Source organism: Agrilactobacillus fermenti, from assembly GCF_021030645.1.
In the GTDB taxonomy this organism is placed as follows: Bacteria; Bacillota; Bacilli; order Lactobacillales; family Lactobacillaceae; genus Agrilactobacillus; species Agrilactobacillus fermenti.
Genome location: NZ_JACGCJ010000004.1, coordinates 53,691 through 71,176 on the forward strand (window position 1 = coordinate 53,691; position 17,486 = coordinate 71,176).

Annotated in this window: 21 protein-coding genes; 7 read left to right on the forward strand and 14 right to left on the reverse strand. The window is 40.1% G+C overall.

Translation table 11 applies throughout. From position 1 onward, the window contains the following. Positions 1 to 14: 14 nt before the first annotated feature. Genes ychF through rsmG form a run of 6 tightly spaced genes read right to left on the reverse strand, consistent with a single transcriptional unit; the run spans position 15 to position 4,832 of the window. Positions 15 to 1,115 (reverse strand): redox-regulated ATPase YchF, encoded by a 1,101-nt coding sequence (gene ychF / locus FHQ08_RS02085; RefSeq protein WP_230912730.1) that lies wholly within the window; start codon positions 1,113 to 1,115, stop codon positions 15 to 17. 30 nt (positions 1,116 to 1,145) lie between these two features. After that, positions 1,146 to 1,394: a DUF951 domain-containing protein gene (locus FHQ08_RS02090; RefSeq protein ID WP_230912731.1), complete on the reverse strand. Its 249-nt coding sequence runs from the start codon at positions 1,392 to 1,394 to the stop codon at positions 1,146 to 1,148. Positions 1,395 to 1,454: 60 nt separating this feature from the next. After that, a complete protein-coding gene (locus FHQ08_RS02095) occupies positions 1,455 to 2,327 on the reverse strand; it encodes a ParB/RepB/Spo0J family partition protein (RefSeq protein ID WP_230912732.1) in 873 nt (290 codons plus the stop codon). Continuing rightward, positions 2,320 to 3,084, reverse strand: a complete 765-nt coding sequence (locus FHQ08_RS02100) for a ParA family protein (protein ID WP_230912733.1) — start codon at positions 3,082 to 3,084, stop codon at positions 2,320 to 2,322. Before FHQ08_RS02100 ends, FHQ08_RS02095 begins: the two co-directional genes overlap by 8 nt. Then, positions 3,081 to 4,076: a nucleoid occlusion protein gene (locus FHQ08_RS02105; RefSeq protein WP_230912734.1), complete on the reverse strand. Its 996-nt coding sequence runs from the start codon at positions 4,074 to 4,076 to the stop codon at positions 3,081 to 3,083. The genes FHQ08_RS02100 and FHQ08_RS02105 overlap by 4 nt, the downstream gene beginning before the upstream one ends. A gap of 24 nt (positions 4,077 to 4,100) precedes the next feature. Next, positions 4,101 to 4,832, reverse strand: coding sequence for a 16S rRNA (guanine(527)-N(7))-methyltransferase RsmG (gene rsmG, locus FHQ08_RS02110; RefSeq protein WP_230912735.1), 732 nt, complete (start codon positions 4,830 to 4,832; stop codon positions 4,101 to 4,103). Between the two features lie 173 nt (positions 4,833 to 5,005). Between rsmG and FHQ08_RS02115 the strand changes: the two genes are divergently transcribed. The 3 genes from FHQ08_RS02115 to FHQ08_RS02125 all read left to right on the forward strand — a co-directional run bounded on the left by FHQ08_RS02115 (position 5,006) and on the right by FHQ08_RS02125 (position 6,758). Beyond that, a complete protein-coding gene (locus FHQ08_RS02115; protein WP_230912736.1) occupies positions 5,006 to 5,383 on the forward strand; it encodes a hypothetical protein in 378 nt (125 codons plus the stop codon). A 74-nt stretch (positions 5,384 to 5,457) separates the two neighbouring features. Further along, positions 5,458 to 5,967, forward strand: coding sequence for a CvpA family protein (locus tag FHQ08_RS02120; protein WP_230912737.1), 510 nt, complete (start codon positions 5,458 to 5,460; stop codon positions 5,965 to 5,967). An 89-nt stretch (positions 5,968 to 6,056) separates the two neighbouring features. Continuing rightward, complete coding sequence (locus FHQ08_RS02125) at positions 6,057 to 6,758, forward strand: type 1 glutamine amidotransferase (RefSeq protein ID WP_230912738.1); 702 nt, start codon at positions 6,057 to 6,059, stop codon at positions 6,756 to 6,758. Positions 6,759 to 6,773: 15 nt separating this feature from the next. Here FHQ08_RS02125 and FHQ08_RS02130 read toward each other — a convergent pair whose 3' ends face one another. Both FHQ08_RS02130 and FHQ08_RS02135 read right to left on the reverse strand, forming a co-directional pair. Further along, on the reverse strand, positions 6,774 to 7,307 hold the full coding sequence (locus FHQ08_RS02130) for a GNAT family N-acetyltransferase (RefSeq protein ID WP_230912739.1): 534 nt from the start codon (positions 7,305 to 7,307) through the stop codon (positions 6,774 to 6,776). A 100-nt stretch (positions 7,308 to 7,407) separates the two neighbouring features. Continuing rightward, positions 7,408 to 8,865: an NCS2 family permease gene (locus tag FHQ08_RS02135; protein WP_230912740.1), complete on the reverse strand. Its 1,458-nt coding sequence runs from the start codon at positions 8,863 to 8,865 to the stop codon at positions 7,408 to 7,410. A 205-nt stretch (positions 8,866 to 9,070) separates the two neighbouring features. On the opposite strand from FHQ08_RS02135, the gene rpmG reads away from it, so the two are divergent. Beyond that, complete coding sequence (gene rpmG, locus FHQ08_RS02140) at positions 9,071 to 9,220, forward strand: 50S ribosomal protein L33 (protein ID WP_230912741.1); 150 nt, start codon at positions 9,071 to 9,073, stop codon at positions 9,218 to 9,220. Between the two features lie 116 nt (positions 9,221 to 9,336). Here the strand turns inward: rpmG and FHQ08_RS02145 are convergent, their stop codons facing one another. From FHQ08_RS02145 to FHQ08_RS02160, 4 genes are read right to left on the reverse strand one after another with little or no spacing between them, the layout of a single operon-like run. Further along, complete coding sequence (locus FHQ08_RS02145; protein WP_230912742.1) at positions 9,337 to 10,284, reverse strand: iron-hydroxamate ABC transporter substrate-binding protein; 948 nt, start codon at positions 10,282 to 10,284, stop codon at positions 9,337 to 9,339. Between the two features lie 13 nt (positions 10,285 to 10,297). Beyond that, entirely contained in the window at positions 10,298 to 11,299 is a 1,002-nt protein-coding gene (locus FHQ08_RS02150) for a FecCD family ABC transporter permease (protein ID WP_230912743.1), read from the reverse strand. Continuing rightward, the gene (locus FHQ08_RS02155) at positions 11,299 to 12,276 is read right to left on the reverse strand and encodes a FecCD family ABC transporter permease (protein ID WP_230912744.1); all 978 of its coding nucleotides are present in this window, start codon (positions 12,274 to 12,276) and stop codon (positions 11,299 to 11,301) included. The genes FHQ08_RS02150 and FHQ08_RS02155 overlap by 1 nt, the downstream gene beginning before the upstream one ends. Positions 12,277 to 12,285: 9 nt before the next feature. Beyond that, on the reverse strand, positions 12,286 to 13,068 hold the full coding sequence (locus FHQ08_RS02160) for an ABC transporter ATP-binding protein (protein WP_230912745.1): 783 nt from the start codon (positions 13,066 to 13,068) through the stop codon (positions 12,286 to 12,288). Positions 13,069 to 13,270: 202 nt separating this feature from the next. Here FHQ08_RS02160 and FHQ08_RS02165 point away from each other — a divergent pair, with 202 nt between their 5' ends. After that, on the forward strand, positions 13,271 to 13,894 hold the full coding sequence (locus tag FHQ08_RS02165; protein WP_230912746.1) for a carbonic anhydrase family protein: 624 nt from the start codon (positions 13,271 to 13,273) through the stop codon (positions 13,892 to 13,894). Positions 13,895 to 13,928: 34 nt separating this feature from the next. Here FHQ08_RS02165 and FHQ08_RS02170 read toward each other — a convergent pair whose 3' ends face one another. Further along, positions 13,929 to 14,735, reverse strand: coding sequence for a hypothetical protein (locus tag FHQ08_RS02170; protein ID WP_230912747.1), 807 nt, complete (start codon positions 14,733 to 14,735; stop codon positions 13,929 to 13,931). A 94-nt stretch (positions 14,736 to 14,829) separates the two neighbouring features. Here FHQ08_RS02170 and FHQ08_RS02175 point away from each other — a divergent pair, with 94 nt between their 5' ends. Together FHQ08_RS02175 and FHQ08_RS02180 are read left to right on the forward strand one after the other, a co-directional pair. After that, positions 14,830 to 15,726 (forward strand): cation diffusion facilitator family transporter, encoded by an 897-nt coding sequence (locus FHQ08_RS02175; RefSeq protein WP_230912748.1) that lies wholly within the window; start codon positions 14,830 to 14,832, stop codon positions 15,724 to 15,726. 276 nt (positions 15,727 to 16,002) lie between these two features. Continuing rightward, on the forward strand, positions 16,003 to 16,560 hold the full coding sequence (locus FHQ08_RS02180) for an AAA family ATPase (protein WP_230912749.1): 558 nt from the start codon (positions 16,003 to 16,005) through the stop codon (positions 16,558 to 16,560). Positions 16,561 to 16,632: 72 nt separating this feature from the next. On the opposite strand, the gene FHQ08_RS02185 is transcribed toward FHQ08_RS02180, so the two are convergent. Next, positions 16,633 to 17,484, reverse strand: coding sequence for an aldo/keto reductase (locus tag FHQ08_RS02185; RefSeq protein ID WP_230912750.1), 852 nt, complete (start codon positions 17,482 to 17,484; stop codon positions 16,633 to 16,635). Positions 17,485 to 17,486: the final 2 nt, after the last annotated feature.

Genomic DNA, 17,486 nt, shown 5'->3' on the forward strand with positions numbered 1-17,486 from the left:
TGTCATCCTTATTTTTACACGTTAAATCTAAATTCAATAATGTCGCCATCTTGTACCAAGTATTCTTTACCTTCAAGTCTTAGTTTGCCAGCCTCTTTGACTGCTTGGGCACTACCTAATTGATCTAAATCAGTATAAGACATCACTTCCGCCCGAATGAAGCCACGTTCAAAATCAGAATGGATAATACCTGCCACTTGTGGTGCTTTCATACCACGTTTAAAAGTCCAAGCACGTGTTTCTTTGCCGCCAGCGGTAAAGAAAGTTGCTAGACCAAGTAAATGATAGGAAGCTTTGATCAAGCGATCTAAACCAGACTCACTAACGCCCTCTGCTTCTAGAAAATCTTTTTTATCTGCATCATCCAGTTCTGCAATTTCTTCTTCAGTTTTAGCTGAGATTGCCAAGGCTTCCGCATTTTCTTGCGCTGCAAAGTCTTTGATCTGTTGATAATAAGGGGAGGCATCTGGGTCGGCCATGTCAGCTTCAGCAATATTTCCGACATAAATTACCGGCTTAGCTGTTAATAAAAATAGCCCCTTTACAATTTTTTGCTCGTCTTCATCAAACGTAATACTACGGACACTGCCACCATCTTCTAGTACTGGCTTGATCTTTTGTAAGACAGCAAATTCAGCCATGGCATCTTTATCTTTAGTACGCGCAACTTTCTCTACTTTTGCGTAGCGTTTATTGACACTTTCTAAATCAGCTAAGCTTAACTCTAAATTAATTGTTTCAATATCTTCTAACGGATCAACTTTACCCGAAACCGTCGTAATATTATCGTCATCAAATGCTCGAACCACATGAACGATCGCGTCAACTTGGCGAATATTCTCTAAAAATTTATTTCCTAAACCTTCACCCTTGCTGGCACCTTTAACAATACCCGCAATATCGGTAAATTCAAAGGTCGTAGGAATGATTTTCTTAGCTGGGATCAATTCATCAATTCTAGCCAAACGTTCATCGGGTACTTCAACCATCCCCACATTAGGATCAATTGTTGCAAAAGGATAGTTAGCCATTTCAGCGCCAGCTTTTGTGATTGCGTTAAACAACGTCGATTTTCCGACATTGGGTAATCCGACAATACCTGCAGTTAATGCCATGTTTAAAAACTCACTTTCTAATACATTATTTTATAATAATTCATCTGGACGTGGCCGATGTAAGACATCTTGATAGTTCACTTCGTCCGCCGTCACCGCATCAGCCTTGACTAATATTGATTTCATCTTCTTTTGAAACTCTTTTCTTGGCATCATAACTAGATGGCCACAGCCAAGACATTTGATACGGATATCCATGCCCATCCGAATAATCTCAAACCGATTGGTCCCGCATGCATGTTGTTTCTTCATCATTACGATATCACCTAATGCAAACATTCGAGTCCTCCTTAAAGTGTCAAAATCTAGCATAAAGCAAAAGTCCATGATTGACTACTATTAATCTAAAGAAACGTTTAAAATATCCAAAATTCGATTTAAATCTTCAGTAGATAAATAACCGATCTCAATTTTACCTTTACCATCTTTTTGTTCTGCTAAGGTTACTTTTGTATTAAACTTATCGGCTAAATGCTGCTCTGTTGCGCGAATAAAGGTTGATTTGACTGGTTTCTTGATGACTTGCTTAGATGCCTTTTCTTCATTCAGTGCATTCACGATTTTTTCAAGTTGGCGTACAGTCAAAGATTCCTTGATGGTTCGCCGCGCTAATGCATCAATTTGGGCCTTATTCTTCAGGCCAAGCAGTGTACGTGCTTGACCCATGGATAGCTGTTTGGCTTGTAAAAGCCGCTTAGTGGCTTCTGGTAAGGTCAACAAGCGCAAATAGTTGGCAATATAGGGTCGACTCTTGCCCAGACGATTAGATACTTCCGTTTGCGTCAAATTTAATTTTTTGATCAAAGTTTCATAGGCCAAAGCTTCTTCGATTGGCGTGAGATCTTCACGCTGTAAATTTTCCAGTACAGCGATTTCCATCATTTCATCTTCACTGACGTCGCGAATAATAGCTGGAATTGTTGTTTTACCCGCTAACTTGCTTGCTCGAAAGCGCCGCTCACCGGCAATAATTTCATAGCCTTGGATGCTCTTCCGTACAATGATCGGTTGAAAAACACCGCTCTTTTTGATTGAAGCGGTTAATTCTTGAAGCGCCGTTTCATCAAAATCTCGTCTTGGTTGATAGGGATTAGGCCGTAATTCACTTAACGCTAATGTCTCAACCGTCTCCTGATCGTGTGTCGTTTCCCCATTAAAATCTTGAAATAAAGCATCTATTCCTCGACCTAGAGCTTTTTTCCTTTCAGCCATGATTCTTCAGCACCTCCTTTGCAAGCTCGTTATAAACCAGACTGCCCTTGGATTTAGGATCATAATCAATAATCGGCAAACCATAACTTGGTGCTTCCGCCAATTTAGTCACTCGTGGGATTACCACATCATATACCTTGTCACCAAAGAACTGCCGCACTTCAGCAATAACTTGTGTTCCCAGATTTGTTCGAGCGTCGTACATCGTCATGACCACACCCTCAATCGCTAGATCTGGATTAAAATGCTTTTGAACCAACTTGATCGTATTCAATAGTTGGGTCAAGCCTTCTAAAGCATAGTATTCACTTTGTACGGGAATCAAAATTGAATCGCTGGCAGTAAAAGCATTAATCGCGAGTTGCCCCAATGATGGCGGACAATCAATCAAAACAAAATCATACTGTGCTTTAACTTTTTTTAAACCTAATTTCAAACGTGTCTCGCGAGCCATCTGTGAAACGAGCTCGATCTCGGCCCCAGCTAATTGAATTGTTGCTGGTACAACATCCAGATTTTCATGTTGTGTTGTTTGAATTGTCTTTTCAAGCGGATATTCATCAATCAAAATATGATAAATATCATGTTCGATTTTACCTTTATCGATACCTAAGCCATTGGTCGCATTACCTTGAGGATCGGTATCAACGATAAGTACTCTTTGACCATCACTAGCCAAACTAGCCCCTAAATTAATCGTCGTGGTGGTCTTACCCACGCCGCCTTTTTGGTTTGCAATCGCAATCACACGTGTCATTTTGCCCCGCCTCGCTTACTGATCTTAATTTTAAGCGTATAACTATCTGCACCATCATCTTCATCTATTTCGACCGGCAACCCAGCATCTTGGATCAATTTTAACGAATGACGCAAGGTATTGATGGCTACTTTCGGATCTTTAGACTTGCCAGAAATTTTGGGTTTATGTGCGGTCTTAGTCGTTGTTTGCGGTGTGAATCCTTGCGCCTCTTCATCAGATACACGATGCGTTGTGTTGAGCGTATCTAAATTGGCCGGTTGACTTGTCGGTGATTCAGCTTGATTTGAAACTTGCATAGCTGCTAGTTCACTTTCTGATAGTGGCTGTAGCGTTGTTTGAGGATTTATCGTTTGTTCTACTAAATTTTCTGTTTCTTTGACATTCAACGCTTCACTTAATATTTTGTGAAGTGCGATCTGCTGATCTGTCTCGTTCAAACGCAAAAGTGCTCGGCCATGTCGTTCACTGAGTTCGCCATTGATAATTGCTTCTTTTACTGGCTGAGATAACCTTAATAATCGCAATTTATTGGCGATAAACGACTGACTCTTGCCTAACGCTTCAGCCAGCTGGCCTTGTTTCATCTGTCCCTGAGTTAATAGCTCTTGATAAGCTTGAGCTTCTTCTACCGGTGTCAGTTCTTCACGTTGTAAATTTTCAATCAATGCCATCGCCGCTGTTTCAGCGTCACTCATTTTATCTACAATTGCTGGAATCTTTTCCCAGCCAAGTTTACCAACGGCTCGAAAACGCCGTTCACCGGCAATAATCTCATATTTATCCGGTTCATATTCACGCACGATAATTGGCTGCAACAAGCCATGGCTTTCAATTGTCTCAGCTAATTCGTTGATACTGTCAGCCTTAAATACTTTACGTGGCTGATACCGATTGGGTACAATTGCTGCCACGGGTAATTCTTGAACTTGTTTCAGTTCATTATCTGATTTATTTTTACGATTCTTACCAAAAAATGACGCAAATGCCATAATGCACCTCCCGATATATGACGCTTATTGAATCAATGGCTGTTTAGCTGGCATACCTGCTTTACGAGGGTATCGATTTGGTGTTTGCTTTCGTTTTTGAATCACAATGATATCCCGAGCTTCATCAGAGTCAGGTAATGTAAATGACTTTGTCTTAATGTACTTACCACCTAGCGTGGCGATAGCAAAACGGCTTTTAGTCAATTCATCAGCACCTTGACGACCCTTTAATGCCAAAAAATAGCCTTCTGGTTGAACATAGGGTAAGCAAAATTCACTTAAGATTGGTAATTGGGCCACTGCACGGCTTAACACTAGGTCAAAGCTTTCCCGCAACGGTTGTCCCTTACGCGCAAAGTCTTCGGCACGGCCGTGTTTTAGTGTCACTTGACTCAAGTTAAGCTGAGCCACCAATTCACCGAGAAAATTGATACGCTTATTTAGCGAATCAATGATCGTGATTTTTAAGTCCGGCCGCAGGATTTTTAAAGGTAAGGATGGAAAACCCGCACCAGCACCGATATCACAAATACGACTATCACTCGTAAAAAGTTCAGGAAGATAGAGCAGCGGTGTCACTGAATCAAAAAAGTGTTTCAAATAAACGGCTTCTTTTTCCGTGATTGCCGTTAAATTAACAACTTTGTTTTGAGTTGTTAAAAAATTAAAATATGTCTCAAACTGCTGTAATTGCGTGTCTGAGACTTCAATTTGAAATTGCTGTGCTAAAATTGTTCTAAATGTTTCCGGGGACATCATGGGCCTCCAAACTTTACTTGTGAAACATCGATGTTTCACGTCCTCAATAACTTTAAACTATCTTAATAATTCATGCAAGGTGTTAAGAATTATTTATTGTACCTTGACTTTATATGAGTTCATTCTATGATTAGATTAGTGTTTTATATATTGATTAAGGAAGTCTTTGGATGGAACTCGCAGGGAAAAAAGTAACTTATGATGAAGAATTATCTGATGCTCAATTACAAGAATTACACACAAATTACCAACATTTATGGCAAGCATTAAAAGTTGTCGAATTTGACGATGGTCAACGTGAACTACAAGTTCTCTACCAAGAAGCAGATAATACAGCCAATTATGAAGCTGCTTTCTTTACACTTCAAGTACGTCACCGCGATGATCGTTTCCACTTTGACGAATATACCATTATTGTGAACAACAAAAGTACGTTTAATGATAGTGACGATGAAGAAGTCATTGAACTCTCTCAATATGATGACTGGGCAAAATTAGAAGCTCAAGCCGTTACCTCAGCTAAAAAATGGGCCGCAAAGTTTAACTAAGCTACATCTTTGGGTTGATGCGCCGCACCAATTATATTGTTAAAATTTAGACAGAAACATGCGAAAGGACTAGCATGATGATTCTGTCTATTTTTTTAATTCTATTATTGATCGGTGCTTTTTTTCACGGCTACCACCGTGGTTTTATCAAACAATTGATCTATACACTTGGCGGGTTACTCGTCTTTTTGATTGCCTATCGTTATAATACGGACTTTAGTCAAGGTATTGCCAATTTCTTTCAAATATTTAATCCTAATTTTATTGTGACCTATGTGACCCATATCATCAGTTTTTATTTCATTCTGGCAGTGGGTAACTTCTTGATCATTTGGCTAGCTCGAGCTTCAAAAGCAATCACTTGGCTGCCTGTTGTGCATCAAACGAATGGCTTAGCTGGTGGTTTGCTTGCATTAGTATTGGGTTACTTTGGCCTCTTCATAGTGCTGTGGACCCTTACGCTACTACCATTAACAACCATGCATCAAGTGTTACAGCAATCCTCCGTTGCTCAATGGATCGTTCATCAGACACCGTTATTAACTGAACAATTGATCCAACAAATTCTTGGTATTGGACACTAGTGGGCAAACAAGGGTAAAATAACTCTATATTTTAGACACTTGTATTATTTCACACTTGTATTATTTCTATGAGAGAAGGCATGTTATCAATGACTGATCCAGTAAAAGCTGCACCCATAAAAATTGCTTATCTATACGAAGATCTCATGAATACTTATGGGGATAGCGGCGATGTTAAGATCTTACGTTATCTGCTTGAAAAACAAGGTTACCAGGTAACTGTGACCAATATCAGCCTCACAGATGATTTTGACGCTGAAACTTATGACTTTCTTTTCTTTGGTGGCGGCCAAGACTTCGAGCAAACCGTTGTTGCTAAAGACTTACTGCGGCATAAAGCCACCTTAGCTCATTACATTGAAACTGGTAAGCCTATGCTGGCCATCTGCGGCGGCTACCAATTACTCGGTGATTACTATAAAACCGCTGAGGGAACGGTCATTAAAGGCTTAGGTATCTTGCCTTTACACACCGTCTTTAAAGCCGATAGCCGCATGATCGGTGATACAGAATTTGATACGGCTTTTGGTAAAGTCCGGGCCTTCGAAAACCACAGTGGCCGGACCTATTTTGATGATCCTGATAAATTAAAGCCACTAGGAAAAGTCATTCAAGGTTACGGCAACAATCCTGAGGACGGCGTTGAAGGCTTACATTATAAAAACACCATTGGGAGTTACGCGCATGGCCCTATTTTAAAAAACCAAAATATGGCGACTGCTATTTCCAAATTAATTGTCAAGAATCATCAAGAGCGCATAACCAAACAACTGACAAAAACATCGATTTAAAAAGCAGATAGGTGATCAATCTGTCTTTAAGTGACTATAAACAACCACATCCCAAAATTGGTCGTTATAGTTTAAATACTGACGTAGGACACCATCTAAATGGTAATTAAGCCGTTCCGGGATGCCTCGGCTAGCAGTGTTTTGGGTGACAGCTTGAATCTCGATACGTTGCAAATCTAATTCATAAAAAGCGATTTCTTCCAGTTTTTGAACCGCCTTAGTCATTAGTCCTTGCCCCTGATGGCTCTGATCTAACCAATAACCAATTTCAGCGTGTTGATTGATTGGATCAATATGGTGTAGATCTAGCGCACCAATTACTTGATCATCGAACAGCAATACAAACGCATAAACGGTGCCATCAATTGATTTTTTCAACATGTTCTGAATCCAATTTGCTTCGTCTTCTACTGTCATATTTGGTGTTGCCCAAGGCATATAATCCTGAAGAATACTGATATTTCGCTGAACGAGCCCAAATAAGGGCTGCGCATCCTGAATGGTAAGTCTACGCAAACTGAGATGGTCATTAATTTTTGTTTGAAACATAATTGCCTCCATCAAATATTTAAATTTAGGTATAATAAAAAGGCCACACGTGTTCGCAAACACTTGGCCTTTTTATTATACCTGCTTTTAGAAAGAATACTTAAATAATTGCTAAGACAACAAAGTTCACAATAAACAAAATCGTAACGACCCATAAAATCGGATGAATCTGCTTAGCTTTACCCGTAATTGTTTTGATCAAGCAGTACATGATAAATCCTGCAGCAATCCCATAAGAAATATTGTAGCACAGGCCCATAAAAATTGAAGCCATGAATGCTGGAATTGCCTCGCCCAAGTCATCCCAGTCAATGTTTTTGAAAGATCCCATCATCATGACGCCGACAGCAATCAAAGCCGGTGCAATAGCTTGCGTAGGAATAATCGAAATGAATGGTGCGAATAAACTACTTAATAAGAATAAAACGGCTACGACGACGCTCGTTAAACCAGTACGACCACCCGCACCAATGCCAGCTGTACTTTCCACATAAGTCGTCGTATTGCTGGTTCCAAAAATAGCGCCGACAGATGTCGCAATAGAATCGGCAAACAAAGCTTTATCCATCTTGGAAGAGAAACCAGAGCCACTCTCCAAGGCAACTTCATCTTGAGCTGAGAAGATTCCCGTGCGCCGCCCAGTCCCAATAAATGTCCCTAACGTATCAAATGTATCCGAAAAGCTAAATGCAAAGACCGTCATAATAACTAATGGTAACTTATCGGCCGAGCTGAAGAGCGCCCCCATGCCTTTTGCGCCAAACGCTGCGCCAAACGTAGTTCCCAATTGTTGCACTGAATTAGCCAAGGAATTGGCATTTGAAATATGCAAATTAGTAACGCCCATCGGAATACCAATCAAAGTTGCAATAATGATACTGATCAGAACAGCACCAGGTACATTTTTGACCAATAAAATAACAACAACGATCAGACCGATCAAGGCTAATAGTGCGCCTGATTGAGAAAAATTAACTAAAGCTGGCACAATGCCCCCATTAGAAACAATATCTGTTAAACCGCCCTTAAAGTGCGTTTGCGTAGGGTCAAACGGTTTGCCATTAACGGAAGCAATGCTGGACGCCTCTGATGTAAATTGCAAAAAGCCAGCATTCTTAACACCAATGTACGCGATGAAGACACCGATTCCACCGCCCATGGCTTGTTGTAATACTTCTGGAATAGCGGTGATGATCATCTTACGAATCTTAGTGACCGTGATAAAAATGTTGATCATGCCACAAATGAACACAAGTGCTAAAGCTTCCTGCCAAGAAAAACCTAAGGCAAAAACAACTGTATAAGTAAAGAACGCATTCAAGCCCATACCTGGTCCCAACGCATATGGTACATTGGCGAAAAGCCCCATAAATAAAGTACCCACAGCTGAAGCAACAATCGTTGCAAGAAAGACAGCTTGCGAAGGCATACCTGTCAGCGATAATACGGATGGGTTAACAAAAAGGATATATGACATCGCGAAGAAAGTCGTGATACCGGCAATAATTTCAGTACTTACTTTGGTCCCATTAGCTTTAAGATCAAAAAAGTTCTCCATAAAAATAATTCCTCTTTTCAAAATCAATGAGCTTATTATAACGATTATTTTTTGAAAAATCAACATTTTTAGGAACAAATTTAGTGTAAACGATTTTAATGTTCGTGTTTTGATTTATTTTTTATTTTTGAGTATAATAATCACATTGACTTTTAAATTCAATCCTGTAAATTATTAAGAGGACAATTATAAAGGAGCGATTCTGATGCGTAACAATATCATTTTGGAACACAAAGAATCTGGTGAACGTATTTACTTAACTTCTAAGAATAAGCGTAATACACCAGATCGTTTATCTTTACGTAAATATTCTCCAAAATTGCGTAAACACGTGGTCTTCACTGAAACTAAATAAGGCCTAACAAAAAAAGCAGCCTAGCTAGGTTGCTTTTTTTGTTGTCTTTTTTTAATAATGCTTATGGTTCACCTTTCAAAATGAACCGAAAGACTTTTAGCAGCTGAACATCCCAGCTATTTGCCAGCTTTAAGTAAAGCATCCGTCACAAGTTTCAATTGTCCCATGGTCGCATAGGGATCATAATAATACATTTTCTGGAACGGCAGCTGGATCACGTGTCCTTGTTTCACCGCGGGTAGTTTTTTCCAAACGGGATTAGCTTTTAAATCTTTTAATTCCTGGCTGCCGCTGCCCTTACTGCTATAGTTCGTAAAAAACATATAATCTGCATCATATTGCGGCAATGCTTCGATTGAGACTTGCTTGAATCCAGCGCCTTTATCTACCTCTGCCACTTTTTTCGGTAAGGTAAAATTTAGTCCAGTTGTCAATGCCTGACCCCCGCGGCCAAAATTAGTCCCAAATACGTACATTTTCCCGTCTTGTAATTCATAAATGCCGACAGTCTTGTCCTTAGCAATACCCGCCTTATCCAAACGTTGGCGGTCTTTAGCTGCCTGTTGTTTAAACTTCTTTTGCCAAGCTTTCGCTTCTTTTTGTTTATTTAATAATTGGCCAAATCGAGTGGTTACCGCATTGATATTGCGCATTTTTGTATATGGCAGCAAAACAGTTGGCGCAATTTTAGACATGCTTTTAACATCGGCTTCTGTATCCGTAATAATTAGATCCGGTTTTAGCTTTAAAACCGCCTCAGCATTCATCGGTGTACCAACGTCTTTGATCTTATGACGCACTGCCGAACTAATAAAAGGATTACCCAAATCCCACTTAGTCGCACCAACAACGTTACCTTTAAGTGCAAGCACTTGCCCCATGTACGTCCGTACAACGATCCGTTTGGGGTGATCAGGGACTTTAATACTGCCATTAGCAGCCTTGAATGTGTGTGTGCCGCTGCTAGCAGCCTGCACCTTTCCGCCCCCAAAACTAATCAAACTAAACAAAACGACTACTCCAATTACAAACCCACCAAAAATATACTTCAGTTGTTGTTTCATCTATATTAAACTCCTAACGTGTTGTTTTTAACATCAAAACAATAAAATACGGTACTGTGATCATAGCAACGACTAACCCAACTGGCAACTCACTCGGCGCAAATAAATGACTGGCGACAAAATCGGCCAGAAGTAATACATTGATGCCGACTAAAATAGTCAATGGCAAATTGTATTTTGCTTTATTGCCGATCAATAACCGTGCAATATGGGGCGCCATTAATCCTACAAAACTGATCGCACCACCACCAGCCACACCGATCCCGGCTAAGGCAATGGCAAAAATCAATAATTGCCGGCGTTTATGATCATAATCTAGCCCTAAACTCATCGCATTTCGCCGGCCTAGTAAAATTAGATCAGAATTATGTAAGGCTAATAGACCAAAGGGCAACAATAAACAGCCAATAAGCCCTAATATCAGCATGTAAGGCCAATCTAAATTCCAGAAACTCCCTGATAGCCACACCAGCACTTTGTCAAAATCATCTTGAGAAACTTGCAACTGAATCAACAAAATCAACCCATTAAGCAGCGTGCCCACAGCCACACCACTCAATAATAACCGCAATGGCGACTGGTCTTGGCTAATTTTAAAAACTAATCCAGCAGTCAACAATGCGCCAATTAGAGCGCAAACTGGTAACCAAATATTTTGACTTAAAGATACCCCAAGCTGTGTCAAGCCTAAAAACAAAACTGCTCCTAAACTAGCCCCAGCATTAATGCCTAGTATACTCGAATCAGCCAAATCATTGTTCGTCAAGCGCTGAAACACAGCCCCACTCATGGCTAAACTGCCGCCAACAATAATACTCATCACAATATGCGGCGCCCGAAATTGCCATAGGATCAATTCATTTTGGGCCGAACTTTGGTTTAAAAGAGCCCGCCCTAACTGCAGTGGCGTGAGACTTACCTCTCCAGTAGCAACACTCAGAAGACTGACACCCAAAAAAAAGACACTTAGAATAAAGATCCAGAAAATAAAGCGATGTTTTTTAGCTGTGATCATTACGCTACCACCGCCTCACTTTGACGATACACATACCAAATTAAAAAGCCGCCACCTAAAATCGCTGATAAGCCGCCCAAGGGTAATTCAAATGGCCGGGCCAACAAACGCGCCAATAAATCACAAAACATCAAGAAAACTGAGCCAAAACACATAATTTCAAGATATACATGTTTAAAATCGCGTTTATCAAAATAATGTACCAAATGTGGTATACCCAGACCAATAAAAGCAATATTGCCACCAACAGCGACACTGCCAGAAGTTGCTAAAACAACAATTATAACTGCAACACTGCGGATGAGCACGATGCGGCTGCCTAGGCCCTGACTTAACTGATCATTTAGACCAATAATTGTAATGTCCCGGGCAAAGTAAATGGTTAATCCCAAAATGATGAGCAATAAAATCAATAAGAGCCACATTTGTTTACAGTCCACTCCAGAAAAACCGCCCACCAAAAAATTACGGAATCGTTGACTGGATTTAGTTAAAATACTAATACCGTAAGCGATGCCATTTAAAAATCCTGAAAAAATTGTCCCACTTAAAATTAAACGGGTGGGACTTAAACCTCGGCGCGTCATTGACAGTAAGAAAACGATCAAAAAAGTCAAAAAAGCACCCAGAAAAGCCAAACTAACGCGCCAGAAAAGTGTAAAAGGCACTCCTAAAATCGTCCCACAAATCAAAGCTAAATTAGCCCCGCTATTGATACCCAACAGCGAAGGATCGGCAATTGGATTATTTGAAACGGTTTGCAAAAGCTTCCCTGCGAGTGCTAATAATGCGCCCACAATGGCTGCCGCTAATACCCGCGGCAAGCGCAACTGCCAAATAATAGCAAAATTTTGTGACTGACTTGCAAAAAAATCACTTAGGGCGTAATTGTGAACCCCAAGCAATAAGCTATTCATAAAAAGTAACAATCCTAAAATACAAAGACTGATTAAGAAATAATTTCGATTTTTGCGCATTGACAAGCCTCAAATTGTGTCGTAAGTCAATAATAACGGACAGTGTGCTTTAGGATCCATGGTCACTTTGGCACGGACATGGAAAACGTCCGCCAACATCTGCGCCGTAAAAACATCTTGAGGTCGGCCTTGATAAGCAATCGTCCCTTGTTTGAGACAAACCAAATTATCACAAAATCGGGCTGCTTGATTTAAATCATGCAGGACAATAATGATTGTTTTGTGCAATTCGCGGTTCAAAACGCGGACCAACTTCAATATTTCTAGTTGATGTGGTAGATCCAGAAAAGTTGTCGGTTCATCTAACAACAAAATCTCGCTGTCTTGAGCTAAAGTCATCGCAATAAAAGCACGCTGCCGCTGGCCACCTGATAGATCTGCAATGGGCGTATCCGCAAATTCTTGAATATTCGCATTCACCATCGCCCGTTGAACAGCTTTGTGATCAGCTTCGTGATCAGTTGTCCAGCGATGTTGATAGGCATAACGCCCATAACCTACCAAGTCACGAACCGTAATATCTCCAGGAGCTTGAGGGTTTTGCGGCAAACAGGCTAAAAGCTGGGCTCGCTTTTTCGCGCTAAACTGATGTAACTCATGATCTTCCAGAATGACGCGCCCTGTTTTTAATTTATGAAAACCGGAAAGCGCACCTAGCAAAGTTGATTTACCACTACCATTTGGTCCGATCAATCCAATGACCTCGCCTTTAGGGAAAGTGACGTTCATCTGCTTAATAATCGTGTGCGTTCCGTAATTGATCGTTAAATTTTGTCCAGCAAAAAATGTCATGGCATCACCTTCTAATTGAGAATCTTTCTCAATTTATCTTAGTCCTAATATTAGCAGATTATTAAAGCTTTGTGGGATTGCAACCGAATACAATATAATAGCGTACAATCTATAATTTTATTTTTATAAAGCTTTCTAACCTTTAGTTGCGGTAAAATAAAAAATAACCATATCTATGACTAACAAAAATGAGGCGAATATTATGTTTAACTATGAAACTCAAAACGACTGGCCCATCGTCAGTGGACAAATGCAATCTCCGATCGATATTGAACATCACTTAGCTCAGCCAGTAGAAGATTTGCCCGACTTTGTGCATTATCAAATTAAGATGATTCGGCGGCCAGACGGTAAACTTTCCCTTAAAGGCGATGGTACTGCAACTTTACAAAAGCGCGAAGCCCGCTTCATAGAAGGTCATTTTCATCATCCTAGTGAACACCTGCTAGACGGTCACCAATTTGACTTAGAACTTCACCTTGTTCATGAATTTATTAATGGTCAAAAAGCTGTTATTGCGTTACTTTTCAATGTGGGCGCTGCTGATGCCACTTTAGATAATATCTTACTAAACCTACCTCAACCTGATAAACAGCTTAAATTACCAACACCGATCCAACTAACGGACTGGTTTGACGCTGCCAGTTATTATCACTATATCGGTTCGCTGACAACACCACCGGTTATTGAGGGTATCGAATGGTACGTGGCCGCCACGCCACTAACGATTGCGCCGAAACAATTAGCTACTTTCAAACAATTATTTCCGGAAAACAATCGTCAAATCCAAGCACTTAACGATCGCCCAATTCTACTGTTATATTAATATATATTAATATGAATTTGTTAATTGTACTTATTCATCGATAAGGTATTGATGCTTGATCAATCAAGCGTAGTGCTGCCGGTGTACGCAAATAGTCAATATCAAGATCGCCCTTAAATCGAACACGTTCTAAAGCATCAGCATCTTCAAGTAACGCCAATAGTTTAAATCGGCGCTGCTGCGCGCGATCGTTATAATGCGCAAAAGCTTGTTCGGCTGCCGCTGCTGGCAGTGAATGATAGGTGATCAAATCCAATAGCACATGGCTGTCGTTGGTATTTAATTCAGGCATGGGTAAAACTGCTTGAGAATTCAAGAGAACCATGGACTGTAAAGCAAAAGCTTTAGTGAATCGCTTTAATTTTGTTGCTGTTAGCGGCGGGGTGATTTTGTAGTGATTTAATAAACGTGCCGTCCCCAGCGCACCATGTTTTGGATCAATTTGATCATTTATGCGCCCAATATCATGAAAAATCGCACTGAGATAGAGTATCAAACTATCCTTTAATGAAACCTGCTGCATAATACTTAGCAGAACACTTAGTTTTAGTACCCTCTGCGCATGTTCACGTCCGTGATCATGCGTTTTTGTCTGCCAAAAATCAAAAATCGTTTTTTGATTTAACGCATATTGCACTAAAGTTTCATACCAATCCTTACGTGAGTCTTGTAATAAAGCTTGTACTTCAAGGGACGTTAACTGAGTAATAACCTGTTTCTTGACCGAACTAGGGGCTTGGTTCCGCCAAAACACTCCCGCATTTTGGGTTGCCAACCAAAGTGGGGGCTGAGTACCATCGGTTGTCCACGCATGTATCGCGTCTGCATAATAATTTGTCATTTTGTAAGCACTTCCTGTTGTTAATCTATCCTGTTCATGTTAGAATATAGGAAACATATGAGCGGTTATTCATATGAAATGGGAGGCATGTATTATGCACGAACATCATCATAGTACCAATGTTTCAACTATTAATCGAGCTTTTAAAGTCGGTATTATTCTAAATATTGCGTTTGTCATCATTGAGGGTGGCTTTGGTTTTGCAGCCAATGCTTTGGCCTTGATTGCCGATGCAGGCCATAATTTGAGTGACGTTTTAGGGTTGCTAGTTTCCTGGGTTGCTATCATTTTAAGCCGGCGTGCACGAACTGATCAAATGACTTACGGCTATAAGCGTAGTTCCATCTTAGCCGCTTTATTCAACGCCGTTTTTTTACTGGTCGCTATTGGCGGTATTGTGGTTGAGGCCATTCAACGGCTGCAGAATCCACAACCAGTCGCCGAACTTGATGTGATCATTGTGGCAACGATTGGGATATTTATCAATGGCTTTACGGCCTTATTATTCCGTCATGATCAAAAATCCGATTTAAATGTTAAAGGTGCCTTTTTGCACATGGCTGCAGATGCTGGTGTCTCAGTTGGCGTTGTTTTAGCCGCTATCGTCATGAAAATGACAAATTGGTTTTGGCTAGATCCGGTTGTCAGTTTACTGATTGCTCTGATCGTTTTACTAGGGACTTGGGGCTTGTTACGCGATGCTGTTAACCTTTCTCTAGATGCGGTCCCGAAAGATATTGACCTCGAGCAGGTCAAACAAATTATTCAAGCTAAAGATACCGTTTCAAATGTGCACGACCTGCATATATGGGCATTGAGTACTACTGAGAATGCCTTGACTGCGCACATTTGTCGTACCACATTGGAAGATAACAATACCTTCATTAAAGCCCTTGATTCGCAACTAACCTCACAATTTGATCTCAGCCATACCACGATTCAAGTTGAATTAGGTAAAATCAGTGATGAATCCACTGATCGGAGTATTTAAATTTTTGAAAATAACCATGATTTATTCATACTTTGTTCACATTTTAATTTTATGATTAACTCATAGCTTGAAGGATACCCGACCTGATAGCTTAATTTTAGAAAATAAAACATTTCATTTACTTCCTCCCAAAAGTGAATTGAAGTTAGGTAGTAACCTACCTTTTCTAAACCTTATGAAAAAGCTGTGCGGCTAATTACCGCACAGCTTTTTTGTTTGTCATGACTCTAAATTATCGGTACCATATAGATAGTAAATGAATGATGGAGGTGCGAGATGAATATCGCATTGATCGGACCACACGGCGTTGGTAAAACCGTTTTAGGCAAAGCAGCTGCCAAACAAACAAATTTACGTTACTATTCTTTAGATGCTGCTCGCAGCCAATACTTTACAAAATATGGCTATGACCCTCGTCAAGCTGAACAGTATAGTCGTCAAAATGATATGGTTGCCCTTTTTAAATACTGGAAACCATTCGCGATCAAGACAATCGAAGAAATCTTGCCAGCAAAAGATAATCACTTATTTGATCTTGGTGCTAGTTTTATTGTTTCCCCAACACCAGCCGAAATTGAGCAATTGCAAAAAGTCGTTGCCGCAAATCAAACCGTTTTGATTTTGATGTTACCTTCAAAAGACCTTGAAATCTCTAAAAATACCTTATTAAAACAAGGTATCTATAATGAGTTGACCGAGAACTTTTTAAGTACGTATTCAGATCTACAGATCACTGACCATATTTTTTACACACATGGCCACACGCAAGCTGAAAACGTGACACGTCTCGTGAAAATGATCAATGACATCAAACAAGAATCTCATAATAATTGAGAGTGAGATAAAGAGTGTTGCCTTTTTGAACGCGTTTAAAATTTAATTTTATCTCACGCTCATCATAATTGATCAGTGTGTCGTCATGGTTCCTTTTAACCAATCTATATCATTAGGATCATGACTATGCCGTTGATTTTTATCAATAACTGCGATTTGGTTCATTTCTTCGGCCGTCAGCTTAAAATCAAAGACATTTGCATTCTCAATGATACGATTTTGGTGAATGGATTTAGGAATGACGATTTCATCACGTTGAATATGCCAACGAATGATGATCTGGGCCACTGTTTTTTGATGTTTTTCGGCCAATTCATTCAAGACGGCATCTTGTAGTAAATTTGCTTGGCCTTGACCTAGAGGCCCCCAAGCTTCATGAAAAATATCATTTTCTTTTAAAAACTGATGAAGTGCTTTTTGCTGAAAATAAGGGTGCGTTTCTACCTGATCAACCATGGGCTTGATGGCTGTTTGTGCCATCAAGTTTTTTAAATGACTAATTTCAAAGTTAGAAACACCAATGGCTTTGATCTTATCTAAGCCATAAAGCTCTTCCATCGCCTGCCAGCTTTCCACATAGCCTGGTGCAGGCCAGTGAATCAAATAAAGATCCAAATAGTCTAACTGCAGCCGATTTAGAGTTTCTTGAAAAGCTCGTTTAGTCTGATCATAACCTCGATCAGCATTCCACAATTTTGAAGTAATAAATAACTCCTCTCGAGGGATGCCACTTTCGGCAATGGCTTCCCCCACCCACTGCTCATTATGATAGATCATGGCAGTATCGATCGAACGATAGCCTGCTTCTAAAGCCCATTTAACGGCTTGTTTCACGTCACTGGCCTGATTGACCTTAAAAACACCTAAGCCTAATTGTGGCATTGATTTGCCATTTGCTAAAAGTACACTAGGAATCTGATTCATTA

Bases quoted from the DNA above. Each gene is read 5' to 3' on its own strand.
- rsmG (WP_230912735.1), bottom strand. From the start codon at position 4,832: ATGTCCCCGGAAACATTTAGAACAATTTTAGCACAGCAATTTCAAATT.
- FHQ08_RS02175 (WP_230912748.1), top strand. From the start codon at position 14,830: ATGCACGAACATCATCATAGTACCAATGTTTCAACTATTAATCGAGCT.
- FHQ08_RS02145 (WP_230912742.1), bottom strand. From the start codon at position 10,284: ATGAAACAACAACTGAAGTATATTTTTGGTGGGTTTGTAATTGGAGTA.
- FHQ08_RS02130 (WP_230912739.1), bottom strand. From the start codon at position 7,307: ATGTTTCAAACAAAAATTAATGACCATCTCAGTTTGCGTAGACTTACC.
- FHQ08_RS02160 (WP_230912745.1), bottom strand. From the start codon at position 13,068: ATGACATTTTTTGCTGGACAAAATTTAACGATCAATTACGGAACGCAC.
- FHQ08_RS02090 (WP_230912731.1), bottom strand. From the start codon at position 1,394: ATGTTTGCATTAGGTGATATCGTAATGATGAAGAAACAACATGCATGC.
- FHQ08_RS02165 (WP_230912746.1), top strand. From the start codon at position 13,271: ATGTTTAACTATGAAACTCAAAACGACTGGCCCATCGTCAGTGGACAA.
- FHQ08_RS02095 (WP_230912732.1), bottom strand. From the start codon at position 2,327: ATGGCTGAAAGGAAAAAAGCTCTAGGTCGAGGAATAGATGCTTTATTT.
- rpmG (WP_230912741.1), top strand. From the start codon at position 9,071: ATGCGTAACAATATCATTTTGGAACACAAAGAATCTGGTGAACGTATT.
- FHQ08_RS02125 (WP_230912738.1), top strand. From the start codon at position 6,057: ATGACTGATCCAGTAAAAGCTGCACCCATAAAAATTGCTTATCTATAC.
- FHQ08_RS02150 (WP_230912743.1), bottom strand. From the start codon at position 11,299: ATGATCACAGCTAAAAAACATCGCTTTATTTTCTGGATCTTTATTCTA.
- FHQ08_RS02170 (WP_230912747.1), bottom strand. From the start codon at position 14,735: ATGACAAATTATTATGCAGACGCGATACATGCGTGGACAACCGATGGT.
- FHQ08_RS02185 (WP_230912750.1), bottom strand. From the start codon at position 17,484: ATGAATCAGATTCCTAGTGTACTTTTAGCAAATGGCAAATCAATGCCA.
- FHQ08_RS02155 (WP_230912744.1), bottom strand. From the start codon at position 12,276: ATGCGCAAAAATCGAAATTATTTCTTAATCAGTCTTTGTATTTTAGGA.
- FHQ08_RS02120 (WP_230912737.1), top strand. From the start codon at position 5,458: ATGATGATTCTGTCTATTTTTTTAATTCTATTATTGATCGGTGCTTTT.
- FHQ08_RS02105 (WP_230912734.1), bottom strand. From the start codon at position 4,076: ATGGCATTTGCGTCATTTTTTGGTAAGAATCGTAAAAATAAATCAGAT.
- FHQ08_RS02180 (WP_230912749.1), top strand. From the start codon at position 16,003: ATGAATATCGCATTGATCGGACCACACGGCGTTGGTAAAACCGTTTTA.
- FHQ08_RS02100 (WP_230912733.1), bottom strand. From the start codon at position 3,084: ATGACACGTGTGATTGCGATTGCAAACCAAAAAGGCGGCGTGGGTAAG.
- FHQ08_RS02135 (WP_230912740.1), bottom strand. From the start codon at position 8,865: ATGGAGAACTTTTTTGATCTTAAAGCTAATGGGACCAAAGTAAGTACT.
- FHQ08_RS02115 (WP_230912736.1), top strand. From the start codon at position 5,006: ATGGAACTCGCAGGGAAAAAAGTAACTTATGATGAAGAATTATCTGAT.
- ychF (WP_230912730.1), bottom strand. From the start codon at position 1,115: ATGGCATTAACTGCAGGTATTGTCGGATTACCCAATGTCGGAAAATCG.